At 71.4% G+C, this 18,398-nt stretch carries 19 protein-coding genes; 12 read left to right on the top strand and 7 right to left on the bottom strand.

The features are described 5' to 3' along the window. Nucleotides 1-168: 168 nt before the first annotated feature. Nucleotides 169-381: a hypothetical protein gene (locus ABEA43_RS27735; protein WP_345566284.1), complete on the top strand. Its 213-nt coding sequence runs from the start codon at nucleotides 169-171 to the stop codon at nucleotides 379-381. A 150-nt stretch (nucleotides 382-531) separates the two neighbouring features. Continuing rightward, a complete protein-coding gene (locus ABEA43_RS27730; RefSeq protein ID WP_345566283.1) occupies nucleotides 532-699 on the top strand; it encodes a hypothetical protein in 168 nt (55 codons plus the stop codon). 73 nt (nucleotides 700-772) lie between these two features. Here the strand turns inward: ABEA43_RS27730 and ABEA43_RS27725 are convergent, their stop codons facing one another. Both ABEA43_RS27725 and ABEA43_RS27720 read right to left on the bottom strand, forming a co-directional pair. Then, nucleotides 773-1,816 carry a FecCD family ABC transporter permease gene (locus ABEA43_RS27725; protein ID WP_345566281.1) on the bottom strand — a complete coding sequence of 348 codons (1,044 nt, stop codon included), beginning with the start codon at nucleotides 1,814-1,816 and terminating at the stop codon, nucleotides 773-775. Continuing rightward, complete coding sequence (locus ABEA43_RS27720) at nucleotides 1,813-2,886, bottom strand: FecCD family ABC transporter permease (RefSeq protein WP_345566280.1); 1,074 nt, start codon at nucleotides 2,884-2,886, stop codon at nucleotides 1,813-1,815. Before ABEA43_RS27720 ends, ABEA43_RS27725 begins: the two co-directional genes overlap by 4 nt. Nucleotides 2,887-2,974: 88 nt before the next feature. Between ABEA43_RS27720 and fes the strand changes: the two genes are divergently transcribed. The 3 genes from fes to ABEA43_RS27705 are packed head-to-tail and all read left to right on the top strand — an operon-like array spanning nucleotide 2,975 to nucleotide 6,459. Continuing rightward, the gene (gene fes / locus ABEA43_RS27715; RefSeq protein ID WP_345566278.1) at nucleotides 2,975-4,291 is read left to right on the top strand and encodes an enterochelin esterase; all 1,317 of its coding nucleotides are present in this window, start codon (nucleotides 2,975-2,977) and stop codon (nucleotides 4,289-4,291) included. A 22-nt stretch (nucleotides 4,292-4,313) separates the two neighbouring features. Continuing rightward, entirely contained in the window at nucleotides 4,314-5,285 is a 972-nt protein-coding gene (locus tag ABEA43_RS27710) for an ABC transporter substrate-binding protein (RefSeq protein WP_345566276.1), read from the top strand. Nucleotides 5,286-5,331: 46 nt separating this feature from the next. Continuing rightward, nucleotides 5,332-6,459, top strand: a complete 1,128-nt coding sequence (locus ABEA43_RS27705; RefSeq protein WP_345566273.1) for an acyltransferase family protein — start codon at nucleotides 5,332-5,334, stop codon at nucleotides 6,457-6,459. A 17-nt stretch (nucleotides 6,460-6,476) separates the two neighbouring features. On the opposite strand, the gene ABEA43_RS27700 is transcribed toward ABEA43_RS27705, so the two are convergent. The 3 genes from ABEA43_RS27700 to ABEA43_RS27690 form a co-directional block, all read right to left on the bottom strand. Beyond that, entirely contained in the window at nucleotides 6,477-8,504 is a 2,028-nt protein-coding gene (locus ABEA43_RS27700; RefSeq protein WP_345566271.1) for a SpoIIE family protein phosphatase, read from the bottom strand. A gap of 121 nt (nucleotides 8,505-8,625) precedes the next feature. Further along, the gene (locus tag ABEA43_RS27695) at nucleotides 8,626-10,446 is read right to left on the bottom strand and encodes a glycoside hydrolase family 15 protein (protein WP_345566270.1); all 1,821 of its coding nucleotides are present in this window, start codon (nucleotides 10,444-10,446) and stop codon (nucleotides 8,626-8,628) included. A 65-nt stretch (nucleotides 10,447-10,511) separates the two neighbouring features. Beyond that, the gene (locus tag ABEA43_RS27690; protein ID WP_345566269.1) at nucleotides 10,512-10,919 is read right to left on the bottom strand and encodes a VOC family protein; all 408 of its coding nucleotides are present in this window, start codon (nucleotides 10,917-10,919) and stop codon (nucleotides 10,512-10,514) included. A 26-nt stretch (nucleotides 10,920-10,945) separates the two neighbouring features. On the opposite strand from ABEA43_RS27690, the gene ABEA43_RS27685 reads away from it, so the two are divergent. Continuing rightward, the gene (locus ABEA43_RS27685; RefSeq protein WP_425570373.1) at nucleotides 10,946-11,590 is read left to right on the top strand and encodes a TetR/AcrR family transcriptional regulator; all 645 of its coding nucleotides are present in this window, start codon (nucleotides 10,946-10,948) and stop codon (nucleotides 11,588-11,590) included. A 3-nt stretch (nucleotides 11,591-11,593) separates the two neighbouring features. Here the strand turns inward: ABEA43_RS27685 and ABEA43_RS27680 are convergent, their stop codons facing one another. Then, nucleotides 11,594-11,974, bottom strand: a complete 381-nt coding sequence (locus tag ABEA43_RS27680) for a hypothetical protein (protein WP_345566263.1) — start codon at nucleotides 11,972-11,974, stop codon at nucleotides 11,594-11,596. A 243-nt stretch (nucleotides 11,975-12,217) separates the two neighbouring features. On the opposite strand from ABEA43_RS27680, the gene ABEA43_RS27675 reads away from it, so the two are divergent. From ABEA43_RS27675 to ABEA43_RS27650, 6 genes are all read left to right on the top strand, one after another. Continuing rightward, nucleotides 12,218-12,799 (top strand): hypothetical protein, encoded by a 582-nt coding sequence (locus tag ABEA43_RS27675; RefSeq protein WP_345566262.1) that lies wholly within the window; start codon nucleotides 12,218-12,220, stop codon nucleotides 12,797-12,799. 49 nt (nucleotides 12,800-12,848) lie between these two features. Beyond that, nucleotides 12,849-13,874 carry a phosphotransferase enzyme family protein gene (locus ABEA43_RS27670; protein WP_345566260.1) on the top strand — a complete coding sequence of 342 codons (1,026 nt, stop codon included), beginning with the start codon at nucleotides 12,849-12,851 and terminating at the stop codon, nucleotides 13,872-13,874. A gap of 68 nt (nucleotides 13,875-13,942) precedes the next feature. Beyond that, nucleotides 13,943-14,311, top strand: coding sequence for a metalloregulator ArsR/SmtB family transcription factor (locus ABEA43_RS27665; protein WP_345566259.1), 369 nt, complete (start codon nucleotides 13,943-13,945; stop codon nucleotides 14,309-14,311). Then, nucleotides 14,308-14,826 carry an SRPBCC family protein gene (locus ABEA43_RS27660; RefSeq protein WP_345566258.1) on the top strand — a complete coding sequence of 173 codons (519 nt, stop codon included), beginning with the start codon at nucleotides 14,308-14,310 and terminating at the stop codon, nucleotides 14,824-14,826. The genes ABEA43_RS27665 and ABEA43_RS27660 overlap by 4 nt, the downstream gene beginning before the upstream one ends. Before the next feature lie 51 nt (nucleotides 14,827-14,877). Further along, nucleotides 14,878-15,849: an NAD(P)-dependent alcohol dehydrogenase gene (locus ABEA43_RS27655; RefSeq protein WP_345566256.1), complete on the top strand. Its 972-nt coding sequence runs from the start codon at nucleotides 14,878-14,880 to the stop codon at nucleotides 15,847-15,849. Between the two features lie 7 nt (nucleotides 15,850-15,856). Continuing rightward, complete coding sequence (locus ABEA43_RS27650; protein ID WP_345566254.1) at nucleotides 15,857-17,986, top strand: protein kinase domain-containing protein; 2,130 nt, start codon at nucleotides 15,857-15,859, stop codon at nucleotides 17,984-17,986. 13 nt (nucleotides 17,987-17,999) lie between these two features. Here ABEA43_RS27650 and ABEA43_RS27645 read toward each other — a convergent pair whose 3' ends face one another. Beyond that, on the bottom strand, nucleotides 18,000-18,350 hold the full coding sequence (locus tag ABEA43_RS27645; protein WP_345566253.1) for a MerR family transcriptional regulator: 351 nt from the start codon (nucleotides 18,348-18,350) through the stop codon (nucleotides 18,000-18,002). Nucleotides 18,351-18,398: the final 48 nt, after the last annotated feature.

Raw genomic sequence — 18,398 nt, 5'->3', positions numbered from 1 at the left:
GCGGGGGCAAGAATCGGTGGGTTCGGAGAGGTCGCGTAGCGCGGGTTACTGCGCGGAAGGCCACTCCTCGTGGCATGCTGAAGACGCCCCTGTTCGCGGCCGTGTCCCGCCGACGACCTGAGGCGTACCAAGGTCCCATCCCAGCCGTGACAGGAAACGAGGCAAGCGGTGAAAGCATGGATCCTCCTCGCCCTCGGCCTGCTCCTGATCGTGGCCGGCGCCGTGTGGACGCTCCAAGGGCTGGGCGTCGTCGGCGGCAGCGTGATGAGCGGTGACACCACTTGGGCGATCATCGGCCCGATCGTTCTCATCGCCGGGCTGGCGGTCGCTTTCTTCGGGCTACGCGGGCGGAGAAACCCGTCTGACAGGCCCCGGGGCTGACTCGTTGACCGCGTCTGCCCCCTGCGTGCGACGATGATTCAGCCGAGAGGCCGAGAAATCGCTCGCGGAACAGCGCATACTGTATAAATGAGGCCGAAACGAGTCGCCGCCCGGCAGCGCCTGCCCGGAAGTCCGTTCAATGTACCTGAAGTGCCCCTCCCGCCTGCCGAGAACTTCGCGCTCCAGGACAGGGTGACCCATGACAAATATGGCCTCGGCTCGGTGATCGGTGTCGAGGAGGGCGTCGCCGTCCTGGTGGACTTCGGCGCCGAAACCCATCGCATCATCGCTCCGTACGTCAAGCTCTTCAAACTCTGATCCAGCGTGCGTGGTTCCCGGGCGGCACGCCCGGCCCGGGAGCCACGATGATCTAGTCGAGCACCGCGGGCAGTCACAGGCTGCCTGATTTGCGTTCGCGGAGCAGCAACCAGGCCAGGTAGGCGCCGCCCGCCACACCGGTGACCACCCCGACCGGCAGGATCGCCGAGCCGGAGACCGCCTGGGTGGCCCAGTCGGCCCCGGCCACGAGTATCGCGCCCATCCACGCGGCGGGCAGCAGGTTCGGTCCGGCCGCGCGGGTCACCCGCCGGGCCAGTTGCGGAGCCGCGAGGGCCACGAACGGGATCGGCCCGGCCGCCGCCACCGCCATGGCGGTCAGCCCCGCACCGGTCGCGATGAGCACCAGGCGGCTGCGTTCCGGGTGCACGCCCAGGGCTGCGGCCCCGTCGTCGCCCATCTCCAGGAGCGTGAGCCGGCGCGCGTACACGAGCACGACCGGCACCAGCGCGATCAGTCCCGCCGCGATGGTCCCCACCTCGGGCCAGCCGCGGGCGTTCAGCGAGCCGATCATCCAGGCCGCCGCCTGGGCGGCCTTGCCGATCTCCGCGCGTACGTAGAGCAGGCTCGTCGCGGCCCCCAGCACCGCTGAGGCGCCGATGCCCACCAGCACGAGCCGGTAGCCGTGCACGCCGCGCTTCCAGGCCAGCAGGTACACCGCCGCGGCCGTCCCCAGACCGCCGCAGACCGCTCCGAACGCCGTCTGCGCCGTGCCCAGGTCGAGCAGGATGATGGCGATCAGCGCGCCGGCGGAGGCGCCGTTGCCGAAGCCGATGATGTCCGGGCTGCCCAGCGGGTTGCGCGACAGGGACTGGAAGATCGCGCCGGCCAGGCCCATGCCGAAGCCGACGAGCACCGCGTCGAGCGCGCGCGGCAGGCGCAGGCCCTGGACGATGAACTCGGCGCCCGGGGGGCCGCCGCCGGCCAGCGTGCGGATCACTTCGAGCGGGTTGAGCGCGTACGTTCCGGTGCCCAGGCAGAGCACGACGACCACGGCGGCGACCGCCGCGAGCGCCAGGCAGGCGAGCGCGGCCCGGCGGTCGAAGCGCAGCGACCGGTCGCCCCAGCGGGCGGTGACCGGCTCTCTCCTCGTGGTCACAGCCGGGCCACCCTTCGCTGACGTACCAGGTTGATGAAGATCAGTCCGCCGATGAACGCGGTGACGATGCCCACCTCGATCTCGTACGGCGGGATCACGACGCGTCCGATGACGTCGGAGCCGAGCAGCAGCACCGGGGCGTACAGGGCGCAGTAGGGCAGCAGCCAGCGCGGATCGGGCCCGGAGAAGGGCCGCACGGCGTGCGGGACCAGCAGGCCGACGAAGCTGATGGGCCCGCACACGGCCGTCGCCGCGCCGCAGAGCAGGGTGATCGCCACGATGGACAGCGCCCTGGTGCGCCCCGGCCGGGCGCCGAGGCCGCGCGCCGCCTCCTCCCCCAGCGCGAGCGCGCCGAGCGGCCTGGCCAGTGCGAGGGCCAGCAGCCCGCCCGCGGCCAGCAGCGGCAGCACCGTCACCAGCAGGCCGAGCTCGCGGCCCGCGAGGGTCCCGATGGACCAGTGCCGCATGCTGTCCAGGGTGCCGAGGTCGAGCAGTTGCAGGCCGTTGATGTAGCCGAACAGGGCGGCGTTCACTGCCGTGCCGGCCAGTGCGAGGCGTACCGGGGTGGCGCTGCGGCTCCCGCCCAGCGCGTTGACCAGGGTGGCGGCGACGGCCGCGCCGGCCAGCGCGAACCACAGGTACCCGGTGAAGGACGTCATCCCGAACACGCTGATCGCGGTGACCACGGCCGCGGACGCCCCCGCGTTGACGCCGAGCAGGCCGGGGTCGGCGAGCGGGTTGCGCGTCAGCGTCTGCATGACGGCCCCCGCCAGGCCGAGTGCGGCCCCGGCCGCGACGCCGATGAGCGCGCGGGGCAGGCGGAGCCGCTGGACGATCGCGTCGTTCGCGGTGCCCGACGGGTGGAACAGGGCGGACCACACCTGGTCGGCGGGGATCTGCTTGGTCCCGATCGCCAGGCCGGCCAGGATCACCGCCGCGAGCAGGGCGACGCCCAGCAGCAGCCCGCCGCCGCGCGCCGCGGCGGTGCTGCGCCGCGACCGGCCTTCTTCCTGGCCGGGGGCCGGTCGGACCGCGGGCGCGCGACCCCGGGGTGACGGTCTTGAGAGCATGAAGTTAGCTTAGGCTAAGCTAAGTTAACGCTGGTGACAGGGGGGCTGGTGGGATCCCGTCATGGACCACAGGAGAGGCGGGACAGACGTGTCAGACATCCAGCGGCCGGCGGCCCACGTCACGGCGGGACCGTGCGTCGAGCGCCTGGAGCGTGACCTGGCGGGCGCGTCCGGGGCGGCCGGGCGGGCGGAGCTGCTGGCGGAGTTCTGGGCGGCGGCCGAGCGCCGGGGCACGCCGCTGGTGGCGGAGATCGAGGGTGATCCCGGCCATCGCGCCGTCACCTTCCTGTGGCGCGGCGGGCCTGACGACCGGATGCTGGTCGCGCTGAACCGCGTCGCCGTGCGCGACGATCCGGCGGCGTCCCTGATGCGCCGACTGCCGGGCACGGACGTCTGGCATCTCACGTACCGGCTGCGCGCCGACCATCGCGGCTCGTACCGGATGGCGCCGGCCGGCGTCTCGGGGCCGGCGGCTCTCGCCGGCGTCTCGGACAGGCCGTCGGACCCGCGGAGGGCGGGCGTGCCCGGCGGCGAGCTGTCCAAGGCGGCGCTGATGGCGGACGGCCGGCCCGATCCGCTCAACCCGCATCGCCTGGCGAGCCGCTGGGGCCGGCCGGACGCCTCGGTGGTCTCCCTGCCGGCCGCGCCGCCCCAGCCGTGGGCGGACCGGCGCGCCGGGATCCCGCGCGGCGAGGTGCACGAGCACCGGCTGCCCGCCGGCGTCCTGGGCGCAGAGCGGACGGTGTGGGCGTACGTCCCGCCGGGCGGCGTCCCCTCGGGTGCCCCGGTGGCGGTCCTGTGCGACGGCGACATGTGGTTCGGCGGGCTCGCGTTCCAGGACACCCTCGACGCCCTCATCGCGGACGGCGCGGTGCCGCCGCTGGTCGTCGTCGCCCCTGATTCGGCCGGCAACGACGTCCGCTGGGCGGAGCTGGGGGCGCGGGAGCCGTACGTGAGCTTCCTCGCCGACGAGGTGCTCGGCTGGGCGTCGGAACGGTGGCCGATCACCCGCGACCCCGCGCGGACCGTCGTCGCGGGGCAGAGCCTCGGCGGGATGGCCGCCCTGTACGCCGGTCTGCTGCGGCCCGAGCGGTTCGGCAACGTGCTGGCGCAGTCGGCGTCGCTGTGGTGGCGGCCGGGCCTGGAGCCGGGCGTGCCGAAACTCGCTCCCGCCGGCCCTCCCTGGCTGGCCGGGCGCTTCGCCGAGGACCTGCGGCGGCCGATCAGGGTCCGCCTGGACGTCGGCCTGCATGAGGGACCGATGGCCGGCTACGCCCGCGACCTGGACGACGTGCTGCGATCGCGCGGATGTCCGGTCGTCCTGACCGAGTACAACGGCGGCCACGACTATGCCTGCTGGCGCGGCTCGCTGGCCGACGGCCTGATCGCCCTGCTGACCCCCTGATGATCACCCTGAGGAGCAATTGATGGACAAGCAGGCATTCCGGCGAGCCCGACGCACCGCCGCCGTCCTGGCCGGCGCGCTCGTCGTGGCCGCCTGCGGCAGCGCACAGAGCGGCACGGCCGCCGCGCCGGGCGCGTCCGCCGCCACCCGGACCCTCACCGACGCCGCGGGCCGCACGGTGAACGTGCCCGCCGCCCCGCACGCCGTCGTCGCCCTGAGCGAGCCGACCCTGGACGCCGCCCTGGCGCTGGGGATCCAGCCGGTCGGGACCACCGCGGGCAGGGGCCAGAACGGCGTGGCCACGTATCTGGCGGCCAAGGCCGAGAAGGCGCAGGTCGTGGCCACGGTCGCCGAGCCTGACCTGGAGAAGCTGGCCACGCTGCGGCCGGACCTGATCCTGCTCGACGAGACGGTCGGCGCCAAACGGGTGCTCGACAAGCTGCAGGCCATCGCCCCGACGGTGCTGACCGCCAAGCTCAACGCGGACTGGCGCACGGCGTTCACCGTCACGGCCGACGCCCTGGGCAAGAGCTCCCAGGCGCAGACGTGGCTGACGGACTTCGACGCGAGCGTGGCCTCGGCCAAGACGAAGCTGGGCGCGAACGCCGGCGCGACGGTCAGCGTCATCCGCTGGCAGAACGGCGCCCCTTCCGTGGTCGGCAAGGGTGTCGGCCACGTCGGGTCCACCCTGTCCGCGCTCGGCCTCGGCCGGCCCGCCGACCAGCAGGGCGCGAGCTCCGGGCACAGCGAGCCGGTCAGCCTGGAGAAGCTCGACACGATCGACGGCGACTGGATGTTCTTCGGCACGCTGGGCGACAAGACGGTGGGGCAGCAGGCGTACGAGGAGGCGGCCAAGGTGCCCAACTTCACCGAGCTGGGCGCCGCGAAGAAGGGGCACGTGGTGGTCGTCGAGGGCTCGGCCTGGAACAGCGCCGGCGGGCCGCTGGCGGCGCAGACCGTACTGGACGACATCACCCGGGCCCTGGCCGGCTGACTGGCCCCAAGTCGGACGAATCCCCTCATGACCTAGAATCCCTCAGATGCTCCCGGCCCCCAACCGGCTGGCCTGGCTGGATGCCCTGCGGGGGCCGGCCGCGCTGGCCGTCACCCTGCACCACGCCGGCTGGACCTTCCTGCCCGGCCTCTGGGCGGTGGTGGACCGCCGGATCGATTTCGGCACGTGGGGCGTGTTCGTCTTCTTCCTGGTCAGCGGCTACATCATCCCGGCCTCCCTGGAACGGCGCGGCGATCTGCGCGCCTTCTGGACCGGCCGGGCCTTCCGGCTCCTCCCGCTGCTGCTCGCCGCCTGCTGCCTGGCGCTGTTCCTGGCGCACCTGGGCTTGATCCCCGGCGAGCCGCACCTCACCGAACGCCCCCTGCCCCTGGTCGTGCTCGGCAACGTGACGATGCTGCAGGAGCTGCTCAATCTGCCCGCCGTCATCAGCGTGACCTGGACGCTGTCGTACGAGATGGCGTTCTACCTGATGAGCGTCGCCCTGTTCGCGGTGCGGCAGGCGCACCGGTCGGCCGGGATCGCGGTCGCGCTGGCGCTGGCGGCCGTGCCCCTGGGCCTGCTGTTGCCGGGGGCGACGATCGGCGGCGACGCCGGCCTGGCCGCCGCGCTGCTCGCCCTCGCCGTCGTCGCGGCCATCGCGGTGACGGCGCTGGGGCCCGGCCGGTTCCGTACGGCGGCCGCGGTCGCGGGCGGGCTCCTTGGCCTGGCGCTGGTGGTCCTGGGCAGCCGGGCGGGCACCTGGCAGGGCGTGATCATCCTGGCCACGATGTTCGCGGGCACGGCGGTGCACCGGGCCCAGCAGGGGACGATCTCCTGGCGCGCGGCGGGGACCGCGGCGGCGGCGGTGCTGGTGTGCGGGCTGCCCGCCAAGGACGACTCCGGCTGGGCCCCCGCGCTCGTGCTCGCCTTCGGCGTCTTCGCGCTCGCGTACGGCCTGCGCCACCGGTCGTTCCCGCGCTGGCTGACGCGGCTCGGCGTGATCAGCTTCTCCCTCTACCTGCTGCACCCGATCCTGCTGCACGTGGTGCCGAACCTGCCGCTGTACCTGCTCGCCCTGATCCCGCTCAGCCTGCTGACCTACCACCTGATCGAGGCCCCCGCCCAGCGCCTCGGCAAGCGCCTGACCACCCCCATGACGCCGCGCGGCGGCTGAGCGCACCGAAGGGCCAATCAGCGGGTACGGGCGACAAGGAGGGCGATGTCGTCCTCCGAGCCCTTGTCCCCCACCATCGTCTCGACCACCGTGGCGCACAGGCTCTCCAGCGGCAGCGCGGCCCCGGCCAGCGCGGCCCCGAGGCGGTCGATGCCCGCCTCGATGTCGGCCTCGCGGGTCTCGATCAGCCCGTCGGTGTAGAGGGCGATCAGGCTGCCCTCGCCGAGCTCGAGTTCGAGGGACCCGAAGGAGCCCAGCCCCACGCCGATCGGGGTGCCGCTGGGCGGGCGCGGGAAGCTGACCGCGCCGGACGGGTCCATGAGCGCGGGCGGCGGGTGCCCGGCCGTGGCCATGGTGCAGCGCCGGGTGCCCGGGTCGTAGATCGCGTACAGGCAGGTGGCCCCCACGGCGTCCAGCGGGAAGCCGTCGTCGCCCGCGTCCTCCTCCGTCAGCCGCAGGACCAGGTCGTCGAGGTGCGTGAGCAGCTCGTCCGGCGGCAGGCCCATGTACGTGAGCGTGCGCACGGCGGTGCGCAGCCGCCCCATGGTCGCGGCGGCGTTGATGCCGTGCCCGGTCACGTCGCCGACGACCAGGGCCACCCGGGAGTCGCGCAGCGGGATCGCGTCGAACCAGTCGCCGCCCACCCCCTCGTGGACGTCGGAGGGCAGGTAGATCGAGGCCACGTCGACGGCGTCGCCGCCGCTCAGGTTGCGCGGCAGGAGGTTGCGCTGCAGCGCGAGGGCGGCGGTGCGCTCACGGGTGTACTGGCGCGCGTTGTCGAGGCTCAGCGCGGCGCGCGCGACGAGCTCTTCCGCGAGCATCAGGTCGTCCTTGGTGAACGCCGCCGGATTCTCGTTGCGGACGAACACCGTCACGCCCAGGATCTCGCCGCGGGCGGCCAGCGGGATGATGAGCAACGTGTGCATCCCGGTGCCGTGGATGATCTCGGCGCGGGCCGGGTCCTGGTCGAGCCAGGTGCCGGGCGAGGTGTCGAGCAAGGGCTCGAAGTGCGACCGGCCGGAGGACAGGACCTCGGTGAACGGGGACGACGGGGGGACGAAGACCGCCTGCCCGCGCGGCCAGAGGGACTCGGGGATCCCGTCGTGGACGGAGGCCACGCCCGCGCGGCGGAAGACGGGGATCCGCGCTTCGGTGGCGGCCAGCCGTTGCAGGGGCGGGGTGTCCGGGAGCACCGATTCGGCCAGGTCGACGGTGACGTAGTCGGCGATGAGCGGCACGGCCAGGTCCGCCAGCTCCTGGGCGGTCTGGTTGACGTCGAGCGTGCTGCCGATCCGGATGCTGGCCTCGCGCAGCAGGGACAGGCGGTCGCGGGTCCTGCTGGTGCTGATGTCCAGGGCCAGCGAGCACACCCCCAGGGGCTGCCCGTCCACGCCGTCCAGGCGGAACAGCGAGGTCGACAGGGTGAGCTCCGCGCTCCCGTCGGCGGCGGTCCAGCGGGCCTCGCGGTCGATCATGGGGTTGCCGTCGCAGAGCACCCTCGACATAGCCTCCCGCGCGGCGTCGGTGTCGATCCCCGGTATGGGCTCGCGCAGCGAGCGGCCGATCGCGTAGTGGGGGAAGACGCCGTTCAGCTCGTGCGCCGCCGCGTTCAGCCAGACGCATCGGAGATCGCGATCCCAGATCGCCATGGCCACCGGCGAGCGGCTGATGAGCGGCTCCAGCAGGTCGGCGGCCCTCCCGGGCGTCTCCGCGGTCGCCGGCGTCATGGACAGCACCCACGCGACGCCGGGTCCGGGGGTGCGCAGCCGGGAGCCGGCGACCCGGACGAGGAGGGCGCCGCCGTCGCGGTGGCGCGCCTGGAGGAGGCCGGACCAGCGCTCCCGGTCGCCGGGTGCGACCGGTGGCAGGAAGACCGGCGCGGCGGATCGGTCGAGGACTTCGGCGGCCCGGTATCCGAAGAGCTTCTCCGCGGTCCGCGACCAGCCGGTCACGGTGCCCGCGTCATCGATCACGACGACCGCTGGAAGGGTCTCTTCCGCCGCGCCGCCCGACGTGCTGCCAGGTGCGGCCATATCAGCATCCATCCACGCTTCAGGCGAAGCCTCGCAGCCCAGCATAGTACGTCTGACCTGCGGAAATACTTGACCTCCGCTTGTCGCGGCCGATGCCGGCCACAGGGGTACGGCGCGGTAGCCTGCCGCGAGCTCAGCCGAGCGCGTGGTCGAGGTTGAAGGCGGCGCTGATGAGCGCCAGATGGGTGATGGCCTGCGGGAAGTTGCCGAGCTGCTCGCCGGTGTGCCCGATCTCCTCGGCGTACAGGCCCAGGTGGTTGGCGTAGGTGAGCATCTTCTCGAAGGCCAGCCGGGCGTCGTCGAGGCGGCCGGCGCGGGCCAGCGCCTCGACGTACCAGAAGGAGCAGATCGAGAACGTGCCCTCGTGGCCTTCCAGCCCGTCGGGGCTGACCTCGGGGTCGTAGCGGTAGACCAGCGAGTCGGAGACCAGGCCGTCGCTGAGCGCGTCGAGGGTGGACAGCCACTTGGGGTCGGTGGGCGAGACGAACTTGGCCAGCGGCATCATCAGGATGGACGCGTCCAGCACGTCCTCGTCGAAGTGCTGGACGAACGCCTGCATCGTGTCCGACCAGCCCTGCCGCATGATGTCGCGGTAGATGGTGTCGCGGGCCCGCCGCCAGCGCGGGATGTCGGCGGGCAGGCCACGCTGGGAGGCCATCCGCATGGCGCGTTCGATGGCCACCCAGCACATCAGGCGGGAGTAGACGAAGTTCTTCCGGCCGCCGCGGGTCTCCCAGATGCCCTCGTCGGGCTGGTCCCAGTTGTCGCAGACCCAGTTCACCAGCGTGCACACCTCGTCCCAGCGGTGGCTGGAGATCGGCTGGCCCCACTTGTTGTAGAGGTAGACGGAGTCGATGAGCGCGCCGTAGATGTCGAGCTGGAGCTGGTCGGCCGCGGCGTTGCCGACGCGTACGGGCTTGGAGCCGCGGTGGCCCTCCAGGTGGGTCAGCTCGTGTTCGGGCAGGTCGCTGCGGCCGTCGATGCCGTACATGATCTGCAAGGGCCCGGTACGCTCGTCGCCGCCGAGCGAGACGTGCTCTGACAGGAACCCCATGAAGGCCTCGGCCTCCTCCGTGAAGCCCAGCCTGAGCAGGGCGTACACGCAGAACGCGGCGTCGCGCACCCACACGTAGCGGTAGTCCCAGTTGCGCCCGCCGCCGATCCGCTCGGGCAGGCTGGTCGTGGGGGCGGCGACGATCCCGCCGGTCGGGGCGTAGGTGAGCAGCTTCAGGGTGAGCGCCGAGCGGTGCACGACCTCCCGCCACCGGCCGCGGTAACGGGAGGCGGACAGCCATTTACGCCAGAACCGCACCGTTTCCGCGAACTGCCGCTCCGCCTCCTCGATCGGGCAGTCCTGGGCGGCGACGCTCCCGCCGATCCGGTCGAGGGCGAACACCGCGTGCTCGCCCTCCTGGAGCTCGAACCTGCTCCAGGCGTCGCGCCCGTCGTGCTCGACCGGCACGCTGGCGGCGAGCGAGAGGGACAGCGACTCCGACTCGAAGATCGTCCTGGACCCGTCGCCGCGGATGGTGTGCGGCTGCCTGGCGTAGTCGAAGCGGGGCGCGATCCTGGCGCGGAACGGGAGCGTGCCGCGCACGCAGGCGACCCGGCGGATCAGCCGGTGCCGGTCGGCCTCGCGCGAGTCCTCCTCGATCGGCATGAAGTCCTGGATCTCGCCCACCCCGTCCACCGCGAAGAAGCGGGTGATCAGGACGTTCGTGTCGGGGAAGTAGAACTGCTTGGTCGTCGCCGGGATGTCCGCCGCCAGCTCGAACGACCCGCCCTGGTCCGCGTCGAGGATCGAGGCGAACACGCTGGGGGCGTCGAAGCGCGGGCAGCAGTACCAGTCGATGGTGCCGTTCGTGCCCACGAGCGCGACGGTCCGCAGGTCGCCGATCAGCCCGTGCTCGCCGATCGGCAGGTAGCGCGCGTCGTCCGCGGCGTCTGACTGCATGCCCCCAAAGTACGCAGCTCAGCGGCTTCGTGCCCGTTTCCGCGCGGTGCGCGCGCCAGATCTTCTCAGCCTGTCTGGTACTGGCCGGCGTACTCGGCGGTGGGCGGGATGGGGGTGATCACGTCGATGAGCGCCCCGCCGGGGTCGGCGACGATGAAGTGCCGCTGCCCGAAGTCCTCGCTGCGCAGGTCCAGCACGGCGGGCAGCCCGCCCTGTACGACGAGCCGCCGCCACTCGGCGTCCACGTCCTCGACCTCGAAGTTGAGCAGCAGCCCCCGCACGGCCTCGCGGTGGCCCTCGGGCAGCGTCGGGTGCCGGTGGTCGAGCAGGGCCAGCTCGTATCCGGGGCGGCGCAGGCTCACGTACCAGTCCGCCTCGAACGTCACCTCGAACCCGAACCACGTGACGTAGAAGTCGCGGGACTCACGCAGCCGGGAGGTGCACAGAACCGGATAGAAGCTGGTCAGCATCATGGAGAACTCCTTCACATACCGTCGGTATGTCAAGGTACAGTACTGACATACCATCGGTACGTCAACGGAGGTGGGCCGCGGTGCCCCAGGGCAGCAGGATCGAGCAGCGCGAGCAGACCAGGCGGACGCTGGTGCGCGAGGGCAGGCGGCTGTTCGCGGGCCACGGCTACGCGGCGGTCGGCCTGTCGCAGATCGTCGCCGCCGCCGGGGTCACCAAGGGCGCCCTCTACCACCACTTCGACAGCAAGGCCGACCTGTTCCGCGCGGTCCTGGAGCAGGTGCAGGGCGAGGTGGCCGGCACGGTGGCCGCGACCGCCGAGGCCCAGGACGACCCGTGGGAGCAGCTCAGGGCCGGCTGCCGGGCCTTCCTCGCGGCCGGCACCGATCCGGACATCCAGCGGATCATGCTCATCGACGGCCCGGCGGTCCTGGGCTGGAGCGAGTGGCGGGCGCTGGACGAGGCGGCCTCGGCCCGCCATCTGGCCGAGGCGCTCTCGGGCCTCGTCGAGGCCGGGATCATCGAGCGGCAGCCGGTCGCGCCGCTGACCCATTTGCTGTCGGGGGCGATGAACGAGGCCGCCCTGTGGCTGGCCGGCTCCGGGAACGAGAGTGACCTCGACGACGCCTGGGCCGCTCTGTCCCGGATCCTGGAGGGCCTGCGTCGCGGCTAGCGCTCACTTCCAGAGGCGCTTGGTCTTGTGACAGGTGCGGTAGGTGTTGGTGCGGTCTTGGGTGGCCCAGCAGAACGTGAGCCGGTCGATACTGCCGAGAATCACGTAATCGTGCGCGCTGGACGCCTGGGGCCCGGCCTTCAGATCGACGTCGTTTCCGAAAGTCGTCACGTAATGGACGGTGACGTAGTGATGATCGTCCCTTCGGCCATAGAGGTAGATATGAATGCCTCCTCTTCCCACGATGACCTCGCCGTAAGGATCCTGCCCGTCCACGCGGCCACCGTTGAATCTCGGCCCGGCGGCGGCGTCCGCCGGCAGGCCGGCAGCCGTCATGACCAGTGCCAATGTGGCGGCGACGACGACCTTGAGGCGACGTGACACACTTTCTCCTCTCGTTGATCGGGACGAAGCAAGAATGCCACTCACGAGTACGGGCCACGGCATGGGGAAGGAAAATTTCCTGGGGCTCCCATTTTTGGCCTGCGACGTGCCGCCGGACGTCTTCGGGCAAGGTTTCGTGCCATGTGGAAGAATCGAAAGCCTGCGAATAGTTCCGCTATTCCGAATGACCCGGAAATTCCGCCGGAAATGCTGACATCGGCGCATTCGACGCGTCTTCCCGACGTGCCGCGCGAGCGTCGCCCCGCCTTCGCGCTGCTCGGCCTCCTGCTCGTGCTGGCCGGGGCGGTCGCCACCGTCGTGAGCGCGGTGCGGGCGGGCGACCGTACCGAGGTCATCGCCATCACGCAGCGGCTGGGCGCGGGGCAGCCGATCCCCCTCGCCGCGATGAGCAAGCGGGCGGTGGCGCCGGTGGGCATGTACCTGCCGTGGTCCGAACGTGAGCGGCTCGCGGGCAGCGTCACCAGCGTCACGGTCCTGCCCGGCACCCTGCTCACCCGGGCGATGACCACCCCGGCGGCCACCGAGCGCGTGCCCGGCAAGGCCCGGGTCGGGCTGCTGCTCAAGCCGGGCCAGATCCCCGACGACCTGGTGGCAGGCGACCGCGTGCAGATCGTCCACGTGCCGGCCAGCCCTGCGGCCGGGGAGAGCCGGGTGCTCGTGCCGAACGCCCGCGTGGACGGCGTCGCCAAGCCGGGCGGTCCGGACAGCGGGCGGGTGGACGTGATGGTGGACGGCACCCTCTCGCCGCAGATCGCCGAGTACGCCTCCAAGGGCGAGATCGCGGTCAGCGAACTCGGCACCTGACCCGGCCGAGACGCCTGTGGGCGAGCAGGACGGTTCCCAGCGGAGGCGGATGCGTACGACACTGGTCCGAGGATGCTCTCAGGAAGGGCTGATCGTGGTCGATGACCTGGTCGCGCACGTGCGGGAGGCGTTCGGGTGGGACGCGGACGTCGTGGTGTCCGCGGGCCCCCGGGGTGCGCTGGGCCAGATCTGGCGGCTGGACGTCGGCCCGGCCAGCTACGCGCTCAAGGAGATCTTCGCCGACCCGCCGTCGGAGGCCCTGATCGAGGCCGAGCTGGCGTTCGCGCGCCGCGCCGCCGAGTCGGGCGTGCGGCTGCCCGCCAGCCACCCGGACCGCGAAGGCCGCCACCTGCTGACCGCGCCCGGCGGCACGCGGCTGCGCCTCTACGACTGGCTCGACCTGACGCCGGTCGATCCGGCCGCGCCGGACACCCCGCAAGAGCTCGGGGCGTTGCTCGCCCGCCTGCACCGCTGCGCCCCCGCCGCGTCCGCCGAGCCGGCCGGCGGGCCGCCCGACCGCTGGTACGACCGCTTCCCCGCCGCACACGAGTGGGCGGAGGTGACCGGGTCGGGCGCCGCCTGGGCCGCCCAGGTCGCCGCCATCGCGGCCGCGGTGCCCGAGCTGTGCGCGGCGGTCGCCCCCGCCGATCCCGCCGACCTGATCCTCTGCCACCGCGACCTGCACCCGGAGAACGTCCTGGCCGACCCCGCGGGCGCGCTGGTGGTCGTCGACTGGGGCGACCTCGGCCCGGCCGCACCGGGCAGGGAGCTGGCCAGGGCCCTGTTCGACTGGTTCTGCGAGCATCACGTCGCCGACCTCGGCGCCATGGGACGCATGTACGACGCGTACGTGCGCGAGGGCGGCCCCGGGCGCGTGCTCGGACCGGCCGACTTCTCGATGCTGCTGGCCTCCCGGCTGAACTTCCTGCTGGTCCAGACCCGCATCGCGATCGACCAGGAAGCCGAGCCGCGCCACCGCGCGTGGGCGGAACGCGAGATCGACGAGGCGCTGCACATCCTGCCGACGACCCGGCAGCTCGCCGACGTGCTGGAGCTGACCCGCGCCCACCGGTGAGCCTCCTGTCCCGCAAGACGGGGAACCGGCCGTTGCCTAACGCGTAACCTACAGGTTACGCTTTCCGGGTGGACGGGGCAGCGGCGGCGATCGCCGATCCGGTACGGCGGGAGATCCTGGTGATGTTGCGCGACGAGCGCCTTCCCGCAGGCGAGATCGCCCGGCGTTTCGTGATCAGCAGGCCCGCCGTGAGCCGCCACCTGCGCGTTCTGCGCGAGAGCGGGCTGGTGCGCGACGAGCTCGTCGGCAGGCAGCGCTTCTACGTGCTCGACCCCGGCCCGCTCGGCGAGCTCGTCGAGTGGCTGAGCCAGTTCGAGCGGCGCTCCCCCTGGGAGAGCCGCTTCGACGCGCTGGAGACCGAGGTCTACCGGACCCGCCGCGACCGGCGCACTCAGCGCGACACGGCCGGCGACGACGAAAGGGAGAACACCGCATGAGTCCCATACCGACAGGAAGGCTCATCCGCACGGAGGCGGGCAGCGATCTCGTCCTGCGCAGGACGTTCCGCGCGTCCGCCGAGGACGTGTGGGCCAGCGTGTCCGAGTCCGACCGCACGGCCCGCTGGTTCGGGCCCTGGGAGGGCGTCGCCGCGCCGGGCCGGACGATCAAGGTGCAGATGGCGTACGAGGAGCAGGCGCCGTGGTGCGAGATGCGCATCGACGCGTGCGAGCCCCCGCGCCGGCTGGCCCTGTCGATGGTGGACGAGCACGGCGCCTGGCGGCTGGAGCTGCTCCTGAGCGAGGCGGACGGCACGACGGAGCTGCGGTTCGTCCAGCACCTGGACAGCGAGGAGGGTGTCGGCGACGTGGGACCGGGCTGGGAGTACTACCTCGACCTGCTCGTGGCGGCACGAGCGGGCACGACCGAAGACACGGTCAAGCCGGCTTGGGACGACTACTATCCGGCGATGAAACCGTACTTCGAGAAACAGCGGGAAAACGACGAGCGGTGAATGCCGGACGATTGCCGAATTCGATCTTCTTGTGATCGCTACAATTCAGGCATGAAGGCAGCAGTCCGCGCCAGATATGGGCCGCCGGACGTGGTGAGTGTGTCGGAAGTGGCGCGGCCCGCGGTCAAGGACGGCGAGCTGCTCGTGAAGGTCCACGCGACGACGGTCAACCGTACTGACTGCGCGTTACGGGCTGCCAAGCCGTTCATCTGGCGGTTTTTCGCGGGGCTCGTCCGGCCGAAGGTGACGATTCTCGGAAACGAGTTCGCGGGCGAAGTCGCGGCGGTGGGCGCGGGCGTCACGTCGTACGAGGTCGGCGACAAGGTTTTCGGGTACAACGACGAATCATTTGGGGCCCATGCCGGTTATATGACGATTTCTCAGGACGGCAAGCTCGCGATCATGCCGGACGGGCTGAGCTACGAGGAGGCCGCGCCCAGCACCGAGGGGTCGCACTACGCGCTGACGATCATCACGACGGCGAAGGTCCGCAGCGGGCAGGACGTGCTCGTCTACGGCGCGACCGGGGCCATCGGCTCGGCGCTGGTGCAGCTCCTGCACAACCTCGGCGCCACCGTGACCGCCGTCTGCGGCCCGAAGGACCTGGAGCTGGTCAAGTCGCTGGGCGCGAGCCGGGCCGTCGACTACACGGCCGGGGACTTCACGAAGGACGCGCAGCGATACGACGTCGTCATCGACGCGGTCGGCAAGACCTCGTTCGGCCGGTGCCGGCGGCTGCTGAAGCCGCGCGGCGTCTTCGTCGCCGCCGATCTGGGCCCGTGGTCGCAGAACCTGTTCCTGCCGCTCGTCACCCCGCTGTTCGGCGGGCGGAGAGTGCGGTTCCCGCTCCCCCGGAACGACCCGGGGATGGCGCGGCATTTCAAGGGGCTGATCGAGTCGGGGGCGTTCAAGCCGGTCATCGACCGCCGCTATCCGCTGGACGAGATCCTCCAGGCTTACCGGTACGTCGAGACAGGCCAGAAAATAGGAAATGTCGTGATCAGCGTCGATCATTCGGACTAGGACGCTCATGGCGCAGATGTCGGCGAGATCATATGCGAGGGCCCTCCTTCAGGAAATCGAGGGCCACCACGGGGAGCGGCAGACGGCCCGGCTCACCGAGCAGGACGAGGCCACCGTGCAAAAGGGCGCCGAGACCTTTCTCAACGACATCCTCGACCACATCTCCAATTACGAGATGGAGCATCGCGCCGATTTCATGGCGGCCTGCGAGAGCGCGCGGCTCAGGATCGCGGCCGGTCAACGCGGCTCGATGCTGCACGGCGTCATATCGCTGATCTGCCTGAACCTCAAACTTCTCGACCGCCGTTTCCAGTCGCCCGATCAGGAGGCGCAGCGGGAAGCCGACGAATACTGCGCCGCGCTCCTCGCCGATCCGTGGATCAAAGAGGCGATCAGGCTGGTCTACCGGCCCGCCGGCCACGCGGCCGACACCAGCGAGGCCCGCACGTGGAACGACCTCGATTTCGGCACGCTCGAATATCACAAGGCCGGCACGACGTCGTTCATCCTGAAGGGCCGGATGAGCCGGGCGGTGAACGAGGCGGGGTCCCGGCCGATGCTGGCCGTCAAATGCGTCCTCTTTCCGTGGAACAAACTGGCCGCCATCGCCAGGGCCACCGACGCGTACGCGGCCACGTACGGCGCCGACGAGCTCACCTCCGTGATAGTCAAACCCATCGCGTCGTCGGACCGCTGGGTCATCATGCCGTTCCAGCCGGGAGAGACGCTCGGCGAGCACCTGTCGGATTTCGCGGCGGGCCACCCCAGCATGGCCGCCCGGCTGGAAGAGGCGCACCGGATCGCCGCGAAACTCACCGCCGCGCTCCACCTGCTCGCCGGCGGTGTCCCGGTGGACGCCAAGAAGCCGCAGCACCAGCACCTGGACCTGTCGCCGAACAACGTCATCCTCGACCGCGAGACCGGCGAGTTCCGCCTGATCGACCTCGGCGTGAACCATCTCTACAGCCGCCAGGTCGGCATCGCCGAGCACGACGACTCCGTCTACATCGCGCCGGAGATCAAGAACAGGCGGCCAGAATCCGTCACCGCGGACGCCTATTCGCTGGGCATCATCCTGATGGAGATCGTGGCCGGCAGCCCGCCCAGGGACGGCAGGACTCCGGAGGAGATCTGGACCACGAGCCCCATTCTCGGCCGGGTCCTGGAGGATTTGATCGACGAACGCCCCGATCGCCGTCTGCTGCTCGGCCCGGACGACCGGAATTTCACGTTCGACGCCCTCCGCACACATCTCGAATTCCATTTCTCTCTGGTGCGGCAGGAATCCGAGGCGAAGGACGACCATTTCTCCCGGCCGTTCGCGAAGTACACGCCCACGTCACGGGAAGTGTCGACGCAGTTCAGGCAGGTGATGAAATGGCGGCGGCTGGGCGACGCCCGGCCCAGGCACGAGGAATATCTCCTGCTGTTCTCGGTGATCGCCACCGCGTCCTGGTGGTTCATCGCCGCGAAGACCGCGCTGCTCAAGGTGGACGACGTCGTCACGGGCGAGCTCGACCTGGCCGCGTTCGCCGCCGACGCGGGGCTGGCGGCCAACATCATCGCCTTCTGCCAGGGGCTGGTGGCCGCGAAGTACTACCAGACCGTGCTCGCCAGGCTCTCGGTCAAGGAGATCCCGGGGAGGCTGGCCAGGACGACCGAGCTTCTCATGCGTTCCATGGCGATCGTGGCCGTCCCCACCACGATCCTGTCCACGTTCTGGGCTGATCTGTACTGGATCTGGCCGTGGACCTGCGCGGCCGGCGCCCTCGCGGTGACGGCGTGCAACGGCATCACCCTGCGGCTCGCGACGCAGACCGTCCGGGCTTCCGGCAAGGAGTTCTCCACCGTTCCCGAGCCCGGCAAGGTCTTCGCGCGCGGCTTCGAGCAATGGTGGTGGACGATGCTGATCTACGCCATCACGATCATCATCATCGCCGCCGGCGTCGCCGTGGGCCTGCTCCAGGACATCTGGGCGTACGTCTTCATCCTCGTCGTCATCACGGTGGGCGTGCACTACGTCAGCAAGTGCGTGGGCGCCGGGCCCGCGGTGCGCGGCAGTCTCGCGCGGGCCTTCTTCGGCGGCGAGCGCCTGGCCATCCTGGCCAGGCGCGATCAGGCGCCCGGCCCCGGCTGAGCATCGGCGGGTTTCAGGGCGCGGCGCTGATCACGACGTCGAGGGCTTCGCGGGACGTGCGCAGGTCGTCCATCGCCCGGTCGATCCGGTCCCGCTCCCTGCGCAGCTGCCCCAGCACGTCGGGGCACGTGGGTGCCAGGCGCTCGCCGCCGGTGCCCAGGCACGGCAGCACGGTGGCGATCGTCGAGGTGCTCAGCCCGGCGGCGAGCAGGCTGCGGATGCGGCGGACCGCGTCGACGTGGTCGTCGGTGTAGTCGCGGTAGCCGCTGGGCCGGCGCTCGGGTGTGAGCAGACCCTGCTCCTCGTAGTAGCGCAGGAGCCGCTCGCTCACGCCGGTGCGCCGGACGAGCTCGCCGATCCGCATGTGACCTCCCTCACCGCCGGTTGACTCTCACATGCATGTGAGACTTTA

The sequence above is a fragment of the Nonomuraea rosea genome (assembly GCF_039539705.1).
GTDB classification, from domain to species: domain Bacteria; phylum Actinomycetota; class Actinomycetes; order Streptosporangiales; family Streptosporangiaceae; genus Nonomuraea; species Nonomuraea rosea.
Note: the sequence above shows the minus strand (reverse complement) of the source record. Positions and strands in the feature narration are given on the sequence as shown.